Source organism: Intestinimonas sp. MSJ-38 (assembly GCF_018917925.1).
GTDB lineage: Bacteria > Bacillota > Clostridia > Oscillospirales > Butyricicoccaceae > Pseudobutyricicoccus.
The window spans coordinates 133636-152671 of record NZ_JAHLPO010000002.1 but is presented as its reverse complement, the minus strand read 5'-3'; the positions used below and the strand labels follow the sequence as shown (position 1 = coordinate 152671).

The following is a 19036-nucleotide window of genomic DNA, read 5'->3' as shown; positions in this document are numbered from 1 at the left end:
CCTACCCCTCATCAATTTGCAAAAATCCGCGACCTGTGCGTGGCTTTTTGCACCTATCAAGGGGCCAGTATGGCCGAATGGCTGCACGCAGATCCTGCAAAAACTCGAAAAAGTGGCCCAAGGCCACTTTTTCGATCAGCTCCAGCCGGGAAATTTTCCCGGCTGCTTTTTTGTTTATGTAGATCTTACAGGCTCTTGTTATAGGCAACGCCATCGATCATGGTCATCATGCACTTGCTCAGGCTGCTGAAGGGATGGCCACTGAACACGGCCAGGTCAGCGTCCTTGCCCACTTCGATGCTGCCCATTTTGTCGGCTACGCCCAGCAGACGGGCGGGATTGATGGTAACGCCTTCAAAGGCGGCCTGCTCATCCAGGCCATTGACCATCAGGATGCCCACGGTGGCGGGGAGGAACTGGGTCTGGGAGCCGGAATCAGCGGTGAGGCACACAGTGATGCCCGCTTCATGGAGCGCCGCAGGAGTATGCAGGCTCAGGCCATGGATTTCCTGCTTGCCCGGTCCCCACAGATGAGGGCCTACCACGCAGGTCACATCGTTCTTCTGGAGCACATCGGTGATCTTATAGCCCTCGGTGGCGTGCTCGATGGAGAAGTCCAGATCAAACTCCTTGCAGATGCGGATGGCGGTGCAGATATCGTCGGCCCGGTGGGCATGGATACGGCACTTCATCTCCCGGCGCATGACGGGCACCAGAGCATCCAGCTTGAAGTCGGGCTTGGGAGCCTTGGAGGGATCTTTCTCCGCCTTGAGCAGAGCATCGGAATAATTCTTGGCATCATAGAAGGTCTGGCGCAGCAGAGCAGCTGTACCCATACGGGTCATGGGCATCTGATTCTTAGTGCCATAGACGCGCTTGGGATTCTCGCCCAGAGCGAACTTCATCTGCTCAGTACCGGGGATGATCATTTCCTCGGCGGTATGGCCCCGCAGCTTATAGACAATGCCGGTGCCGCCGCACACATTGGCCGAACCAGGCAGAGTGCAAACGGTGGTAAAGCCGGCGTTACGCACCTTTTCAATGGCATAATCACAGGGGTTGATGGCGTCAGAGGCCCGCACCTGAGGAGTGATAGGATCGCTCATCTCGTTGCCATCCTTGCACAGGGCCGGCATGGTGTCGGGTTCGTTAAAGTTGGAGATATGGGTATGGGCGTCGATGAAACCAGGGGTCACCCAGCCGCCCTTCACATCGATGACTTCCGCATCGGCGGGAATGGCCACATTGGCTCCCACGGCGGTGATTTTTCCCTTTTCCACCAGCACGGTACCGTTTTCATAGGTCTCGCCGGTGACTGTCACAATTTTTCCGTTGGTGATCGCAATCATTTTGCCAAGTCTCCTTCTCATTGTTTTTTTATGGTCAAGGCCAAAGGCCATGATCCCGAAATATCAAAGCAAGGGGGCCACCAGCCGCAGAAGCCCTGCTTTCACCTTATCCGGCAGGGGACGGCTCTGGTATTCTTCTCTGGTAAGGCGGCGGCTTTTTTCCTGATCCTGCAAAAAAACCTTCCGGCACTCCAAAGCAAAATCCCGGTCATAGACCAGGGCGTTGAGTTCATAATCCAGGTCAAAGGAACGGATATCCAGGTTGGTGGAGCCTATGGACGCCACCATATCATCCATGACAAAGGTTTTGGCATGGAGAAAACCGGGATAACGGTACACCGGAATGCCCCAGCGGAGCAATTCACCGGCATGCCACATGGTCACATGATAGGCATAGGCCTTGTCCGGCACTCCGGGGATCATCAGACGCACATCCACTCCTGCCCGGCTGGCACAGCGCAGCGCCGTCAGAAGGGTGTCGTCGGGGATAAAATAGGGGGTCTGGATATAAAGATATCGACGGGCCCTTGTGATCATACCCAGATAACTTTCCTTGGTATAGGGATAGAGGCTATCCGGCCCGGAAGAGACGATCTGCACACCCACTTGTCCGGTGTTTTCCTCTTTCATACACTGTTCCAGGCTTTGGGAAGAGTCGATTTTCTCCACATAGGGCCGGGCGGCCTGAGAATCCAGAAAAACCCAGTCCCGGATAAACTGGCGCTGTACCTGCTGAACGCACGGTCCTGTCAGCCGCACCGAGGTATCCCGCCAAGGAGTGATCCGCTTGTCTTTCCCCAGATAGTCATCGCCGATGTTGATGCCGCCGGTGTAGGCCACTTTTCCATCGATGATGACCATTTTCCGATGCATCCGATAGTTGACCTGCAAAACAGTGCGCAAAGGGGAGGGGAGGTACCCATACACCATGCCGCCGGCCTGGATCAGAGGATCAAAATCCACCCTGTGGGTTTTGAGACAGCCCAGGGTATCGTAAATGACCCGCACCTTCACGCCCTGCCGTGCTTTTCGCACCAGCAAATCCAGCAGCTTTCTGCCGCATTCATCCTGGGTTTTGAAGATGAAATACAGCACATGGATGGTTTCCTGTGCTTCCTCAATGTCCCGAAACAGGCTTTCATACTTTTTTTCTGCATCCACCAGCAGCCGGGCGCTGTTTCCCTGGGTGTAGACGGCCCCTGCTCCCTGCAGGTTGAGCAGCATCAGATCCCGGCAGCCCTCCCGTCCCTGGCTGCTGAGATTGAACTGGCCGGAGAGCAAAGCCCGGGCATTTTCCCCAGGGCTTGGTCCATATTCGGCCAAGCGGGGATTGGGCCGGAACCAGCGGCGGAAAAGTCGCAGTTTTCGGGTACTACCCAGAAAGAAATAAAGCAAAAAGCCCAACCAAGGCACAAAGGCGAAGACCAAAAGCCAGGCCAATGTGCTGCCCACCTGTTTTTTGCGAAAAAACAGGATGGAAATTGCAGCCATCACATTGAAAAAATAAAGCAAAAACAATAGGGGACTCACATCTTTCCTCCTTCTGGTGATCTTCGCCACGGTATTATTATAGCATAGTTTTCCTGCGGCATACTTACCGAAATACAAGGAAAAAAATCGTACAATTCTCACAGCCAATCTACGCAAAAGGGCGCATGCCTCAGCGGATGCCCTGAGCATTTCAAAAAAGTGGCAATAGCCACTTTTTCGAGTTTTGCAAGGGTCTGCATGCACGCCTTCGGCGCACACTGGCCCCTTGAGAAGTGTAAAAAGCCACGCACAGGTCGCGGCTTTTTGCAAATCAATAAGGGTAGGGCCAGTAGTCCTTTTGGCTATCCCGTTTTTTTGACAATCTAAGCAAAAGGGCATCCGCCTAAGCGGACGCCCTTTTGCTTCTTTATTGTTGTGGGGGGAATAAAGAGAGGTATGTTGCTGATATCATAATAACACACTCAAAAAAAAAGATGTGGACGGTTTGTAAAAAAAATTTGAAAAATATATTATTTCTCCCCTTGGTAAAAGGCCAGATTCTGCTGTAATCGTTGGTTTTCCGGCTCTTTTTCCAAGGCCCTGGCTCCATAGAAACAGGCCTTCTCTTTTTGGCCCAGATGCCAGAAGGCCAGGGCGGACAGATCCCAGGGCACGCTGCCCCAGGCAAAATCTTCATTGATATAGGTTTTATCCCGCTGGGTAATGGCCAAAGCGCTTTGGCTCATGAGCAGCACTCCGGGCCAATTTTCTTCCTGGGAAAAATACCAGGCACACTCCACATACCCCTCCCGCAGGGAAGGAGCTTCCGCCACCGCCCGGTAAAACCAGCGCAGAGCCTCTTTCCGCCGCCCGGTCTCCAGACAGCACCGGGCCAGATAGCGCATGGAAGCGGCCCGCTCCGCTTCCCAGGTGGAGCGGGGGAGTGCCAGGTGGCGCAAAAGCTCCTCTTCGGCTTTGTTCCAATCCCCCTGATACATATACTCCCGGCCCAGGTAGTGAGCGCAGCGGGGGGCCTCCGGCTCTTCCCGGGCGGCCAGCTCCAAAAGGGGCAAGTACTGTCCCCGGGATTTCTGGGGATCGGGCCAGTGGTGCAGAGAGACCCCGGCAGCCTCTCCCAGGGCATATTCTTTTTCCCCCTGCCATTGCAGCACTTCGTGCACCGGATAATGCCACACAAAACCATGACGACGGTGGATCTTGTTCTGCCAGAATACCATGCCCTCTCTTCCATCTTCTCCATGGCTCCACACAAAGCGGCACCGGTATTGAGGGCAGGACTGCATCAGGGCCGCTTGTTCCAGCTTTTTTCGCCAGCCTTTTTCAAACACCTCATCCAGATCGGTACAGACGCACAGGTCGGCATCCTGGGGCACCAGATCCAGGGACAAATTGCGGGCTTTGTCAAACCGCCAGGGGACGACCTCCCGACAGGCCACCCAAGCCCCCCGGGAAGCCAGGGCGGCCGGAGTGCCGTCCTGGCTTCCTGTGTCCAGCACATAGACCCCATCGGCCTCTGACATGGAATCCATCCACCGGTCTGCAAAGGCTTTTTCGTCTTTGCAGATGGCATACACATAGATTTTCATGGCTCAGCCGTCCAACCGAAGCACGGTGAGGGACAGATCCTGATACAGGCCGTCTTCCAGGCAGATCACCTGGAGCTTTGCCCCCTGAGTGGCCAGAATCGCTCCCAGGGATGCGGTTTCCTTGCCCCGCCAAAGTCCTCCGGGCACGGCCTGGCCGTCCAGCAGCAGCTGAAGACCGGCTTCTTCACCGGAGTAATCCTGGGCCCGGCCCTGGAGCAGCACCAGATAGGCACCCTTTTCCAACCGGATGCCCTCTTCCTCCATACAGATGCTATCCCCCTGCTGAGCTGCCAGGGCCAGTTTCAGCGCCGTGTCTTTTTCCCCTCGCTGGCCGCCCACCACCGGGTCCACACCGGTGAGATAATCATGGGCGGGTGCATCCCAGGAACAGACACAGGAGCAGGAACAGGGCTCACAGGGGCAGGGAGGACAGGGGATACAGGGACGATTCTCTTTGTCCTCCTCTTTCTCCGGTCCGGAAGGACACTGGCAACTGAGACTTAGTCCCTCGGGCACCCACTGGCCGCTTTCTCTGGCCCATTGGAGAAGGGGGCTTTCGGGAAGGGACTGCTGCACCTCCTGCTGGAGCCCTTCCTTTTCCTCATAACTGCCGTCGGGCCGCACCCGCACCACCCGGCGTACCCGGTGAAGGAGCGGGGTTTCCTCCGTCTCCTCTCCGGAGGCCCGGCTGGTCTTTTGCTTCCAATCGATCTCCTTCAACAGGGATCCCTCCTTGTTTCTCGTAAAACTTTTCGATGGAGCCGGGGCAGTCCTCTCCCAGGCCCCAAAGCCATTACAATGACAGCATATGCCGCAGCAGAACTTCCTGTGCCCATCCAAAACCGTTTTTCCATGGATCGGAACAAATGTTTGCCTCATCCCGTATTTTATGGTATACTATATACAATTCTATGCCATAGACCGTCCCTTGAGGTGATCCCATGAAAAAACTCAGTCCCATGCGCCAAAAGATTTTGGACTATATCTCCCGCTATACCGACGAAAATGGCTATCCTCCCGCCGTGCGGGAGATCTGCCAAGCGGTGGGGCTCCGATCCCCCTCCACGGTCCACTCCCATCTGAAGATCTTGCAGGAAGGGGGATTTTTGGACAAGGGCGAGGGCCGCACCCGGTCCATCACCCTGAAAAACCATCCCACCGGCGTGAAGAAGATCCCGGTGCTGGGAGTGGTCACCGCCGGCCAGCCCATCCTGATGCAGGAGGATATTCTGGGCTACATCCCCTTTGAATATCACAGCGGGGAATATTTTGCCCTGCGGGTCCGGGGCGACAGCATGATCGGGGCCGGTATCCTGGATGGGGACGATGTGATCGTCCGCCGTCAGGACACCGCCGATCAAAAGGCCATCGTGGTGGCCATGCTGGAGGATGAGGCCACCGTCAAGCGGCTGGACAAATCCAATGGCCATGTGCGCCTGCTGCCGGAAAACCCCGCCTATGAGCCCATCGATGGGGACGATGCTCAGATCCTGGGCCTGGTGGTGGCGGTCTACCGCCAATACCAGCGCTAGGTGTATCCCATGAGCCATCTCACAGACGATATCCGCACCCTGCGGGGTGTGGGGGAGAAGAAGGCCCAGCTTTTTCACAAGCTGGGCCTTTTCACCCTGGGAGACTGCCTGGAGCACTTTCCCAGGGAATATGAGGACCGCAGCCGCTTTTATCCCATCGCCCAAGCCCCCGTGGGGGAAAATTGCTGCATTCTGGCCACCGTGGCCCAGCCCCCTTCCACACGGCTGATCCGCAAAGGGCTGAGCATCACCAAACTGCGGGCCTTTGACGAAAGTGGCCAGATCGATCTGGTATATTTCAACCAGCCCTATCTCAGCTCTCAGCTGCGCCAGGGGGAGGAATACGCCTTTTTCGGCAAAATCGAAGGAACACTGCTGAAAAAACAGCTGACCAACCCTCAGTTTGAACCGGCCGGGCGAGGGATGATCACCGGACGATTGCTTCCGGTCTACCGTCTCACCGGCGGGCTGTCCCGCACGCTGATGCTCCAGGCCACCTCCCAGGCCATCCAGTATACCGACGAGCTCACCGAAAGCCTGAACGAAGAAATCCGCCAGCAATATGACCTGTGCCACATCCGCTATGCCTATGAAAACATCCACTATCCCGTCCATCGGGAAGCCCTGGAAGAGGCCCGGAAACGGGTGATTTTTGAGGAGTTCTTTCAGTTTGCCTGCGGTTTGCAGCTGATGGGACAGCAGAATATCACCGCCCAGGGCATCGGGCTCACCTGGTATTCTCCAGAGGAATTCTACCAGGTTCTTCCTTTCTCTCCCACCGGCGCCCAGCGGCGGGCTGTGGCCGAGGCCTTTGCCGACATGACAGGAGGCAAACGGATGAGCCGCCTGGTGCAGGGGGATGTGGGCAGTGGCAAAACCATGGTGGCCGCCGCCTGTCTGTGGCTGGCCGCCAAAAACGGGATGCAGGGGGCGCTGATGGCCCCCACCGAGCTTCTGGCCCGGCAGCATTACGAATCCCTCCAGCCGCTGATGGAGCAATGCGGCATCTCCTGCGCTCTGCTCACTGGCTCCACACCCAAAAAACAGCGGGAAACCATGCTGGAAAAGTTGGGTCAAGGGGAGATCTCTGTTCTCATCGGCACCCATGCCCTCATCGAAAACAATGTGGTCTTTTGCCGTCCGGCCCTGACCATTACCGATGAACAGCACCGCTTCGGCGTGCAGCAGCGGCAGCTTTTGTGGGACAAGGGGGCGGACACCCATTCTCTTGTGATGAGCGCCACGCCCATTCCCCGCACCCTGGCCCTGATGCTCTACGGCGATTTGCAGGTGTCGGTGCTGGACGAACTGCCCCCGGGACGCAAACGGGTGGAGACCTACGCCGTGCCCCCCAGCTATCGCCCCCGGCTGGATGCCTTCATCCAAAAACAGGTGCAGGAAGGGGGACAGGTGTACATCGTCTGTCCTCTCATCGAAACCGAAGAAGGGGAGGACGAGCGGCAATCGGCGGTAGCTTATGCCAAAGCACTGCAGCAGCGGGTTCCCCAGGTGTCCATCGGCCTGATGCACGGCAAGCTGAAAAGCCGGGAAAAGGAACAGGTGATGGAGGATTTCGTCCAGGGAAAGATCCAGGTGCTGGTGAGCACCACCGTGATCGAAGTGGGCGTCAATGTACCCCGGGCCTCCCTGATGATCGTGGAGGACGCCGACCGGTTCGGCCTGTCCCAGCTCCACCAGCTGCGGGGCCGGGTGGGCCGTGGAGACCGGCAGTCCTATTGTGTGCTGGTGTCCGCCAGCAAAAGCGCCAAAACACAGGAGCGGCTGCGGGTGATGACCCAGTGTCACGACGGCTTCCGCATCGCCGAAGCCGATCTGAAGCTGCGGGGGCCGGGAGACTTTTTCGGCGACCGGCAGCACGGTCTGCCGGAATTCAAGATCGCCGATCTGTCCCAGGATGTATCCCTTTTGCAAAATGCCCAGCAAGCGGCCCAACAGGTGCTGCGGCAGGACCCGGACCTTTCTTCCCATCCCCTTTTACTAGAAAAGGTAAAGCAGCTTTTTCACCGGGCCCAACAATAAAAATCCATTCTTTATCACCATCAAAAAAGTGGCCAACGGCCACTTTTTTTGTATCATTGCCCTTTTCCGGCATATACTACCGGCAAGAAAACGAGCCGGTGCGCCGGCAGAAAGGGTTTTTTCATGGATATCACCAACCAAGAATATAAAAAGCTTTATCAAAACGCCTCCCCGCCCTCGCCTTTGCTGAAAGACGCCTTTCTGGCCTTTCTCACAGGCGGCACCATCTGCACCCTGGCCCAATTCATCCGCAATTTCCTGCTGAGCCAGGGCCTGGATGAAAAGGCAGCCGGAGCATCTCTTTCCATCATTCTGGTGTTTTTGGGCGTGCTGCTCACCGATCTGGCCATCTATCCCAAAATCGCCAAATTCGCCGGAGCGGGCACCATTGTCCCCATCACCGGCTTTGCCAATTCCATCGCCGCCCCGGCCCTGGAATACAAAACCGAAGGCCTGGTGCTGGGCACCTGCGTCAAGATGTTCACCATCGCCGGGCCGGTGCTGGCCTGCGGCCTGACGGCCTCGGTGATCTACGGCCTGATCTATTATATTTTTGCATAAAGGGGGTGGGAATATGAAAAAAACAGGGAACACCTATTGCTTTCAGGACCCGCCCCGGGTACTGGCCTATGCCTCGGTGGTGGGCAAAAAGGAGGGGGAAGGCCCTCTGTCCCGGGATTTTGACTATATCAGCGATGACAACACCTTTGGAGAACAAACCTGGGAAAAGGCCGAGAGCCGGATGATGTCCATGGCCCTGGAGCGGGCCCTCTCCAAAGCCCATCTGCCCCCTTCCCAGCTGGGATGTATTTTGGGCGGGGACCTGCTCAATCAGTGCATCGGCACCACCTTTGCCCTGCGGCCTACCAATGTACCCTTTTTGGGGCTGTACGGGGCCTGCTCCACCATGGCAGAAGGGTTGCTGGTGGCCTCCTGCCTGGTGGAAAGCGGATTTGAGCAGACGGCCTGTGCCATCACTTCTTCCCACTTCTGTTCCGCCGAGCGGCAATACCGCTATCCATTGGAATACGGCGGCCAGCGTCCCCAGACAGCCCAGTGGACGGCTACCGCTTCCGGGGCAGTGGTGCTGCAAAAGGGAGGCATGGGGGTGCGCATTACCCACGCCACTCCCGGCCGGATCGCCGACCCAGGAGTGACCAGCCAGGCCAACATGGGTGCCGCTATGGCCCTGTCGGCCTACGAGACCATCAGCCGCTTCTTCCAGGACACCCACACCGGACCTTCCCATTATGACCTCATCGTCACAGGGGATCTGGGGAAGGTGGGGCATCAGATCGTCATCGACCTATTTCAGCGGGACGGCATCGATATGCGCCCCACCTATGACGACTGCGGCCTTTTGCTCTATGACGGCAGCCAGGATGTCCACGCCGGCGGCTCAGGCTGCGGCTGTTCGGCAGCGGTGCTTTGCTCCTATATCCTCAAGGCCATGGAACAGGGGATTTTCCGCAAGGTGCTGTTCTGCGGCACCGGCGCTCTTTTGAGTCCCACTTCCTGCAACCAGGGCCAGAGCATCCCTGGGATCTGTCATCTTATTTGTTTGGAGGCCGATGAAAAATGGAATATGTAAGAGCCTTTCTCACCGCCGGGGTGATCTGCGCCATCAGCCAGGTGCTCATCGACCGGACCAAGCTGACCCCTGGTCGGATTCTGGTGACCTTTGTGGTACTGGGGGTCATTCTTACCGGCATTGGTGTTTATGAGCCGGTGGTGAAGTTCGGCGGGACCGGAGCCACCGTGCCCCTTCTGGGCTTTGGCTACACCATGGCCGAAGGAGTGAAGGAAGCCATCGCCCAGCGAGGATTTCTGGGGGTCTTTACCGGCGGTCTCACCGCCACAGCCGGCGGGATTGCCGCTGCCGTGGTTTTTTCCTTGATCGGTGCGCTGATCTTCAAAAGCCGGGACCGGTCGTAACAGTCTGAGGGGAAACCCTCCCCTCTGAGCGTGTCGAAAAAGTGGCTTAGGCCACTTTTTCGAGTTTTTGCAAGGGGCTGGCGGAGTGCCTCCGCTCCCATACTGCGCTCCCGCGCTGGGCAGGTCCGATGCAGAAAGGCAAAGAAAGTATGGCCGTCCGGCCACCGGACCAGCGGGGCGCACCGCCCTTGAGAAGTGCAAAAAGCCACGCACAGGTCGCGGCTTTTTGCGGATTTATAGGGGTAGGGCGGACGACCCTTTTCGTTATATAGGTTTTTCGACAGTCTGTTTCTTGTGGGGAAAAGGGATTTTTGCTATACTTTCTTTACAGCCTACGAAAAGGAGACGAAACCATGCTGAAAACAGGACTGACCCATGAGACAAAGGTGAAAGTGGAAGAAAACATGACGGCCGGCGCCCTGCGCTCCGGGCTGGTTCCGGTGCTGGCCACACCGGTGCTGCTGGCCATCATCGAAAACACCTGCTATGAATGTGTGATGGATCATCTGGAGCCGGGACAGACCACCGTGGGCACCGGCGTCAACATCACCCATGAAGCCCCCACACCGGTGGGAATGACGGTGACCGCTTCTTGCCGTCTGAAAGAAGTGGAAGGCCGCCGCCTGGTTTTTCAGATCGAAGTGAAAGACGAGCATGAGATAGTCAGCCGGGGAGACCATGAGCGCTTCATTGTGGACATGGACAAATTTGTGGCAAAATCCCGGCAAAAAGCCCTGTGATGCGGGTCTTTCCCCCCTATTCTTGACGGAGAGGGGCGGGGCGTGCTATACTAATTCCTGGTTTCCGCTTCCTGCCGCTGTGGCGAAACAGGCAGACGCAAGGGACTTAAAATCCCTCGGTCTTTTGACCGTACCGGTTCGATCCCGGTCAGCGGCACCAGAATGTGTTGATGAAAGATGCAGCACCGAAAACACCGCACGAAAGTGCGGTGTTTTTGCATATTTAACGCCGTTTCATGCAGAGAAAAGTTCGAAAAAACGCTTTTTCCGGAAAATCAGTTTTTCCACGCGAGAGGCGACATTTCAGAGATGCATCGGAACCCTTTTATGGACTGGTGCGACTCGAACCCCAAGGCTGCAAAAAAGAATAAAAAGGCAGAACCATGGCATTCCAAATCTCCGAGGAACTCTTCCAGCGCATCAAGCGTCACATGGAGCGCGAGACGCTCCGCACCGGGAAAGCTCACCCAGCAGGACTTCGTGCCGAACCTACTCACGCAGGCGCTGAGAACGCCATGGAGCAGAACACCCACACTGAGGCCCCTGTCGCGCCCTGTGTGGCCAACGAGACCGTCCCCACAGGCACGGACACCCCCAACGAAGATAAAGCCGTGTAAGCCCACATAAAAGCCAAAACAAAAGAACACGATTTAGGGAAAAGCCACCCAGGGCATCCGAGATATTCGGATGCCCTGGGTGGCTTTTTGCGTTTCACCAGAGAGGAGGGCATCACAATGACAAGCGAGATCAAAAGACGCTTCACAGACACAGAAATGCAGACTGCCAGAGAAACCGACCTACCGGAGCTGCTGACCCATCTGGGTTATCAGGTCAAACGCATCGGCAGGTACTACACCACCGCAGAAATGGACAGCTTGCGGATCAAGGATCGACGCACCTGGTTCCGCTACTCTCAAGGCATCGGCGGCGACGCGATCACTTTCCTACAGCATTTCTGCAACCAGTCTTTTCCGGAGGCAGTAGAGTACCTGCTGACCTTTCAAGGCAGACCCAGAGACGCTCCCGTCAAAACAAAACCAGTCACCAAGCAGGACAAGCCGGCAGAGCAGTTTGCATTGCCTCCGCGCAATGCCGATGACCGCCGCGTATTCGCTTATCTTCGCAAACGCGGCATCGCCACACAGGTGATCCGTCAGTTTATGAACAGCGGATCACTGTATGAGGATGCAGTCCATCACAACTGCGTTTTTGTTGGCAGAGATCACACCGGACAAGCCAGATATGCAGGTCTGCGCGGCACCTATGACCGCGACGGGAAAGGGTTTCGCGGAGATGTATCCGGCAGTGACAAAGACATTGGCTTCGCTATCCCTTGCGATCCTGTTTCCGACCAAGTCCGAGTCTTTGAAGCGCCTATCGACCTTATGAGTTATTACACCCTCCACCGAAGCTGCTGCAATGCAGTCGCCTTGTGCGGGCTGTATGATGGCGCCTTGCGAACCTATCTTCGGAACAATCCTCAGATCAGGCGGATCGTTCTTTGTTTGGATATGGATACACCAGGACAAGAAACGGCGGAACAGCTCCGAAAAAAATACGCGGAACTGGGATATGAGATATCACAGGAGAAGCCCCGCAGCGGGAAGGACTGGAACGAGTACCTGCAAAAAAGGAAAGTGCTGGAAAGGGGGCGATGACGCGATCGATCCACAATAGCCGGAAAAAACAACAAGGAGGAAAACACGATGAGACCGAGGAAATTTGTTCGCAGCACGGCGCTCGTGCTCGTGCTGACGGCAGCGCTGACTGTCACTGCTTTCGCAGCAGATCCCACACAGCAGCCAGCAACCAAAACCGAAAATAAGTCTTCGTATTATCCCACCTCGGTGGAAATGACCGAAGATGACGCCGGGAATCCCATGATCCGAAAGACCTACCAGCTGAGCGTTTCGGATGACCCGCAAAAACTCCCTGTCGCAGACTTTGAGCGCGACGGCAGACGGTATTACCTTTTGGACATGACGAAAGAGGATAAGATCGGCGTAGATACGAAAGAACACAGCGAAACGGTCAAGCTGTCCAGCGATACCAAAGAGATGGAGCAGATCCTCCAGAGACTGGACGCGCAGAAAGAGGTCACCACAGAGGATGGTCATACCGGAGTTCTGACACTGGACCATACCAGCGTCAAGGTAACTGCGGACGGGTATGGTACAAAGAAACGCACCCTCTCAGCGACGCGCACCTATCCCAATTTGTTGGATGCCGATGTAGCTCTGATCCCCAAGACGATTCAGGACAATGGCCATACCCTCACGCTGGCAGATGTCCAGTGGGACAGCGCTTACCAAACCGAAGCAGACGAAGCCGTGGTGCGCTACTGTGCTACCGCACAGTACACCGGCGAAAGCAGCAGTCAGTATGTGACCGGTTACACGGTCACTGCGGATTACTCCGGCAGGGTCACAAAAACAAGCTGTGATACTGTCGTTTACACAGCGATCTTTGACAGTATGCCTCTGGAAGCGGAACAGCCGGTGGAAGAAACGGATCACCGCCTGCCCATTGTGCTTGGCGGTGCGGCACTGCTGGGGGCAATGCTCGGCGGAGCGGCAACACGGATCAAAAAGAAAAAAAGAAAGGGGGACGAATCGTGAAAATGAAATTTTGCGGCCTGATCGCGGCTGCGGTTCTCTGTACTCTGTGTGTTGGACAGGCCAGCGCATTGGAATACACCGTAGAAGCGCCGGAGGACTATCTGTTCGGCACGCCCACCAGTGAAGGAACTGTGTATGAGCAGGAATCGAACAATGTGGATCGCGGGAAAAACACCGCCCTGATCCCGCCCGTTTTCGGAACGGCCACCAGCTATTTGCCGGGCAGCGGCGAGCCGTTGACGCCGAACCTGCTCCCCGGCGCAATGTCCGGCGGACTGATCAGCTCAGTCAAAACGGATAGCAGCGAAGTGAGTTATCCGACGGTTGACTCGACTGCGGATCGTTGGACCGGTACATCCTTTACGGCGGTCACGCCAAACCTCTACTACAACAGCGATCATCTGGGAACTTTGAGCATTCCGTCCATCGGTCTGAATGTCAAGGTCTACCAGGGCACAGACAGTGCCGCACTGCGGAAAGGGGCGGGACACTTCTCAGAAACGAGCATATGGGACGGAAATGTCTGCCTTGCGGGGCATAACCGAGGCGTTGCCAATCATTTCGGCAAGATCCATACGCTGAAAACAGGAAACATCATCACCTATACGACGAAGCTCGGCACCAGAAGCTACACGGTCCGCAGTGTTTCCAAGGTGTTGTACACCGATACCAGCGGAACCTGTGCTTCTGATGAGAACTGCCTTACTCTGTACACCTGCGTCATGGATCAGCCCTCGTACCGATGGATGGTCCGAGCGGCAGCACAATAAATTGGAGGTGTGACCTTGAAAAAACGATTGATTTCCATGTTCCTTGTGTTGGTGATGGCGCTTGGGTTGTTCCCCATCTCCGCTTTTGCCGCCAGCAGCACCATCGGCGGTGCGCTGGGCGAGGTGAACATCACCAACGGCGGCTATAAAATGTCCTATCTCAGCATGAACGGCGTTGTCCGTTCCCTGTCCTATACCTACTTCAATTTCAAGTCGGCCAGCGGCGCGATCAAGGAGATTCCCGCCTACTGCATCAACCCGACGATCAAAGGTGTGCCCCAGACCGTTGGTCCTGGTCAAAGCATCAAGTATATTGCAAACGAGGCCAGCAACGACCCGAAGATCGTCGGCATCATCGCCAATGGCTACCCCCATCGTGGTCTGTCTGAACTTAAGCTGGACAATAAGTATCAGGCGTACTACGCCACGAAGATGGCGCTCTGGTGCTATCTGATCGACGGCTGGAGCATTGATCGGCTGACGGTCAACCCGTCCCTGTCCGGCGTAGAGAAGGAACGCGGCGAAAAACTGCTGGCGGCGGCAAAGGACATCTACAAGCGCGGTATCTGGTGGAACCGTGTGCCGCAGCCTGCCATCACCGTAACGGCGGACAAGGACTCCGCCTATCCCGTCACCGTGGATGGCAAAGAATACTTGCAGCAGGTGTTCACGGCGGATTCGGAAACATGGGTATGCGATTACGACATCGACATCGGTTTCACCATGCCCGATGAAGTGCCGGAGGGCACCCGCATCGTAGACATGAACAACAACGACATCACTAAAATCAGGACCTCGCCCAATGGTGCCAGCTATGCCGGTCAGTTCAAGGTGCTGTACCCCAAGGACAGCGTAAGCGACCAGACCGGCGCGGTGCAGATGTCGCTCCACGCCAATGTCTACAAGTATGCCATCTACTATGCCCTATGCGCGGAAACCAGCAAGTATGGCACCCTCCAGCGCTATATGTGCGACACCGATCCTACGACGGAAATCCGCCAGTCTACCTTCAGCCGCTATTCTTCCACGCCGTCTGATACCCCAGACGAACCAGAAACATCCACAGAAACTACCCTTATCATCAAAAAGGTAGAAACCGGAACGAATACGCCCCTTTCTGGCGCAACTTTCGAGGTAAAGGCACCGGATGGGACGGTCCTCGGCAGCTTTGTCACGGATACCAGCGGCAAGATCATTATTCCGCTGACCCTCTCCGGCCAGTATGTCATTACAGAGAAAGCGGCGCCCAAGTGGCACCTGCTGGGCACGGAAACCACTAAGACCGTTTTCGTGGACTACGGCAATACCGCGACTGTCACCTTTGAAAATGCCCCCTACGGCAATCTGCGCGTGGACAAGATCGACGCGGACAGCGGCGCTTCTCTCGCTGGTGCGACTGTGGAGATCAAGCACATCGAAAGCGGCGTCACCCAGACCGGCACCACCGACCTCGGCGGCAGCGTGTACTTCGACAAGCTGAAGCCCGGTGCATATCAGGTGCGCGAGGTGTCTGCCCCCGGCGGCTATGTCAAGGATGACCAGACCTACACTGTCAATGTGACCTCCGGCACGGAAACCAGCTTTGTGCTGAAAAATCAGGCCAAACCGGGTCTTATCATCACCAAGTACGATGAGCAGACCCACGAAGTCCTGCCCGATGTGACCTTTGAAGTTACCCGCGATACTGTCCTCATCGGCTCGTTCTCCACGGACGAGATGGGACAGATCCGCCTGACCGACCTCCAGCCGGGAACCTATCTGGTGAAAGAGGTTTCCACCAGTGCAGGCTATGTGTTGGACAGCACGCCGCAGCAGATCGAGCTGACCGCAGGCGGCGGTATCAAAACACTGACCTTCTTCAACACCGTCAAGCCCGGTATCCACATCATCAAGGTGGACAGCCGCACGATGGAGCCGCTGACCAATGTCAAGTTCCGCATTTCTCTGGTGGGCGGCACTTTCTCCAAAGAATATGTGACCGACAAGAACGGCGAGATCGACCTGACCGCACTGGAGCCGGGTGCATATACCGTGGAGGAAATTACCGCGCCGAATGGTTATCTGATGGATGATGACAAGCGCGTTATCCAGATCAACGCCGGAGAAAATGCTCGTTTCGTGTTCACCAACACGGAAAAGCCTATTCTGTCCGTGGTGAAATACGACGCGGAGAACGACAGCTATCTCGCCGGTGCAACCTTTAGGATCGCAAAGATCGAGGACGGCAGTCACTACCTCGACCGTGTGACCGACACCAACGGGCGCATCTCTATCTCTGATTTGGAACCCGGCGTGTACTCGGCCAAGGAGATCGCAGCGCCCAGCGGCTATGTGCTGAACGACACGGAATACCATGCAGAGCTGTTTCCCGGCAAGGACAGCACGCTGGTGGTGAATAACGAGAAGAAGCCCAACCTCAAAATCGTAAAGACTGACGCTGTGACGGGCGCACCGCTGGCCAGTGTGACCTTCACCGTCAACAAAGCAGACAGCAGCACGCTCACCACCGTCAAGACCGACGCCAACGGTGAGGCTCTGCTCACCGCCCTTGACCCCGGCGTGTATGTGGTGCGTGAAACCGGTGTGCCGGACGGTTATCTGCTGGACAGCGAACCGCAGACTATCACCCTCGTTCCCAATAAAACGGGTACGGTGCGTTTCCGCAATTATCCCAAGCCTACGCTAACCATTGACAAGGTGGACAGCATTACGAAAGACCCTATCAAGGGCGCAAAGTTCCACATCACCTATGCCAGCAACAACAGCTTCACTGGAGAACTGAATGACCTCGGCACTTATTTCACCGATGAAAACGGTCAAATCAATATCACCAAGCTACGCGACGGCTGGTATCGTGTGACCGAAGTGGAACCGGCAGCGGGCTACGCCATCAAAGACCCGGCCACGCAGGACTGCTTTATTCAGGCAGGCACCGGCAAAGTGCTGACCTTTGAAAACACGCCCCTTTCAGCGCTCATCATCAAAAAGGTGGACGCAGACAGCGGCACCATGCTGCAAGGCGCAAAGTTCCGTGTGCGCTATCTGGGCGGAACCTCCGGCACCGGCGGCACGGTCATCGGAGAATACACCACCTCGGCCAATGGAACCATCGTGATCACCGGGCTGAAGGCCGGAACCTATGTCGTTGAGGAAACGAAAGCCCCCACAGGCTATGAGATCGAGGACACGCCGCAGACCGTCTATCTCTCCGGTAAGGAGCAGGATGTGGTAACAGTAGAGTTTTCCAACGGCAAACACGGCGATCTTATCATCGACAAGATCGACAGCGTGACCAAGCAGCCGCTTCCCGGCGCGCAGTTCAAGATCACGACCTCAGATGGTTCGTTTGTCGGAAACTACGGCGGCACGGTCACTTCTAATGGCATTTACACCACGGACAGCAATGGCCAGATCAAGCTGGTGGATCTCAAACCGGATACTTATGTGGTAACGGAGGTCAAAGCGCCGGACGGCTATGTGCTGGACAGCACCTCGCAGACTGTAAAGGTAGACCGCAACGACACACAGACGCTGACCTTTACCAACACGCCCATCGGCGGCGGCCAGATCATCAAGGTGGACGCGGACAGCGGTGAGCGCATCAAGGGTGTGCAGTTTGAGATCGCCAAGATGAATGGTGAGCGCATCGGCACTTATACCACGGACAGCAACGGCATTATCACGCTCCCGCAGCTTGCGGACGGCTGGTACACCGCCACCGAGATTAAAGCGGCTAAAGGCTATCTGCTGGATACGACACCCCACAATTTTGAGGTGAAAGCCGGAAAGACGACCTCGCTGACCGTTGAAAACACGCAGGCCAGCTCCATGCTCATCCACAAGATCGACAGCGTGACCGGCAAGGGCATTTACGGCGTGACCTTCCTTGTTTCGGACAGCAAGGGCAACCCCATCGGCCAGTACACCTCCGACCAGAACGGCTATGTCTACATCGACAAGACGCTAACGGACGGAAAGTATCTGGTGCGGGAAATCCAGGCGGCGGACGGCTATATGCTGGATACCACAGTCAAAACCTTCTATGTGGAATACGGCGGCACTTCTACGATCACATGGAAGAACACGCCCATCACAGGCCAGATCCAGATCGTGAAAAAGTCTGCCGACTATAATCCCACCAACGGCCTGCCAGCCGGGACACTGCTGGAGGGTGCAGTCTTTGAGATCACTGACAAAGCAGGCAATGTGGTCGATACCATTCGCTCTAACAGCCGAGGACTGGCTGTTTCCAAGCAACTGCCCCTGTCCCGCTACTTTGTGCGAGAGATCAAGGCGCCGGATCATTATGGTATCAATGACAAGGAACTGACTGCCTATCTGGAATACGAGGGTCAGATCCTGCGCTTTGAGGTGGAGGACAAGAGCCTGAGTACCGGCGTATCTATCACAAAAACAGGACCGAAGGAGATCGTGGCCGGACAGCCGGTGCGTTATGCGTTCTCCGGCATCGCCAACACCTCCAATGTCAGCCTGAGCAATTTCTACTGGCGCGACACGCTGCCGGCGCAGGTGCGGTTGGATACCGTAGTGACCGGCACCTACAACAGACCCGGTACTTATAAGATCGTCTACCGCGTCAACGGCGGCGGCCACCGCACACTGGCCGACAATCTGTCTACACAAAAGAACTATACGCTTGCCGCATCGGCCACGGCGCTGAAGCTGGCATCCAATGAGCGCGTGACAGAGATCATGTTCGTGTTCGGACAGGCACCCGCAGGCTTCGCACAGGTAGAGAAACCGTACCTTCACTGCAAGGCGGTGACCGGGCTGTCCGCAGGTTCCTTCGTCAATGTAGCCGATGTTGGCGGCACTTATGGCGGCACCTGGGTACAGGGCATCAGCCGTTGGGTCACAACGGTCTACGGAAAACCTGTCATTCCCACACTGCCCAAGACGGGCTATTGACTCACATGAAAACTGCGGCAGACGCACGAAGCGGAGCGTCTGCCGC

15 protein-coding genes and 1 tRNA gene are annotated in these 19036 nt (G+C 56.3%); 12 read left to right on the top strand and 4 right to left on the bottom strand.

Going from position 1 to position 19036, the window contains the following annotated elements:
* Nucleotides 1-185 precede the first annotated feature (185 nt).
* From KQI26_RS02015 to KQI26_RS02000, 4 genes are all read right to left on the bottom strand, one after another.
* A complete protein-coding gene (locus KQI26_RS02015; protein ID WP_118746323.1) occupies nt 186-1349 on the bottom strand; it encodes an amidohydrolase in 1164 nt (387 codons plus the stop codon).
* Nucleotides 1350-1412: 63 nt separating this feature from the next.
* Entirely contained in the window at nt 1413-2879 is a 1467-nt protein-coding gene (gene cls, locus KQI26_RS02010) for a cardiolipin synthase (RefSeq protein WP_216502987.1), read from the bottom strand.
* Between the two features lie 470 nt (nt 2880-3349).
* On the bottom strand, nt 3350-4426 hold the full coding sequence (locus tag KQI26_RS02005; RefSeq protein WP_216502985.1) for a glycosyl transferase family 2: 1077 nt from the start codon (nt 4424-4426) through the stop codon (nt 3350-3352).
* Nucleotides 4427-4429: 3 nt separating this feature from the next.
* On the bottom strand, nt 4430-5146 hold the full coding sequence (locus tag KQI26_RS02000; RefSeq protein WP_216502983.1) for a hypothetical protein: 717 nt from the start codon (nt 5144-5146) through the stop codon (nt 4430-4432).
* Nucleotides 5147-5367: 221 nt separating this feature from the next.
* Here KQI26_RS02000 and lexA point away from each other — a divergent pair, with 221 nt between their 5' ends.
* From lexA to KQI26_RS01940, 12 genes are all read left to right on the top strand, one after another.
* The gene (gene lexA, locus KQI26_RS01995) at nt 5368-5958 is read left to right on the top strand and encodes a transcriptional repressor LexA (RefSeq protein WP_118427946.1); all 591 of its coding nucleotides are present in this window, start codon (nt 5368-5370) and stop codon (nt 5956-5958) included.
* Nucleotides 5959-5967: 9 nt separating this feature from the next.
* Complete coding sequence (gene recG / locus KQI26_RS01990; RefSeq protein ID WP_216502982.1) at nt 5968-7998, top strand: ATP-dependent DNA helicase RecG; 2031 nt, start codon at nt 5968-5970, stop codon at nt 7996-7998.
* A 123-nt stretch (nt 7999-8121) separates the two neighbouring features.
* Nucleotides 8122-8559 carry a SpoVA/SpoVAEb family sporulation membrane protein gene (locus tag KQI26_RS01985; RefSeq protein WP_216502980.1) on the top strand — a complete coding sequence of 146 codons (438 nt, stop codon included), beginning with the start codon at nt 8122-8124 and terminating at the stop codon, nt 8557-8559.
* 13 nt (nt 8560-8572) lie between these two features.
* On the top strand, nt 8573-9589 hold the full coding sequence (gene spoVAD, locus KQI26_RS01980; protein ID WP_118746316.1) for a stage V sporulation protein AD: 1017 nt from the start codon (nt 8573-8575) through the stop codon (nt 9587-9589).
* A complete protein-coding gene (spoVAE, locus tag KQI26_RS01975; protein WP_216502978.1) occupies nt 9577-9933 on the top strand; it encodes a stage V sporulation protein AE in 357 nt (118 codons plus the stop codon). The genes spoVAD and spoVAE overlap by 13 nt, the downstream gene beginning before the upstream one ends.
* 353 nt (nt 9934-10286) lie before the next feature.
* A complete protein-coding gene (locus tag KQI26_RS01970; RefSeq protein WP_216502977.1) occupies nt 10287-10673 on the top strand; it encodes a thioesterase family protein in 387 nt (128 codons plus the stop codon).
* Nucleotides 10674-10746: 73 nt separating this feature from the next.
* Nucleotides 10747-10833 (top strand) — tRNA-Leu (locus tag KQI26_RS01965).
* 223 nt (nt 10834-11056) lie between these two features.
* A complete protein-coding gene (locus KQI26_RS15225; RefSeq protein ID WP_253292616.1) occupies nt 11057-11290 on the top strand; it encodes a hypothetical protein in 234 nt (77 codons plus the stop codon).
* Between the two features lie 117 nt (nt 11291-11407).
* Nucleotides 11408-12331 (top strand): toprim domain-containing protein, encoded by a 924-nt coding sequence (locus KQI26_RS01955; protein ID WP_253292615.1) that lies wholly within the window; start codon nt 11408-11410, stop codon nt 12329-12331.
* Between the two features lie 48 nt (nt 12332-12379).
* On the top strand, nt 12380-13291 hold the full coding sequence (locus tag KQI26_RS01950; protein ID WP_216502976.1) for a hypothetical protein: 912 nt from the start codon (nt 12380-12382) through the stop codon (nt 13289-13291).
* Nucleotides 13292-13293: 2 nt separating this feature from the next.
* Nucleotides 13294-14061: a class D sortase gene (locus KQI26_RS01945; RefSeq protein WP_216503074.1), complete on the top strand. Its 768-nt coding sequence runs from the start codon at nt 13294-13296 to the stop codon at nt 14059-14061.
* Between the two features lie 15 nt (nt 14062-14076).
* The gene (locus tag KQI26_RS01940; RefSeq protein ID WP_371744055.1) at nt 14077-18990 is read left to right on the top strand and encodes a SpaA isopeptide-forming pilin-related protein; all 4914 of its coding nucleotides are present in this window, start codon (nt 14077-14079) and stop codon (nt 18988-18990) included.
* The last annotated feature ends 46 nt before the right edge of the window (nt 18991-19036 follow it).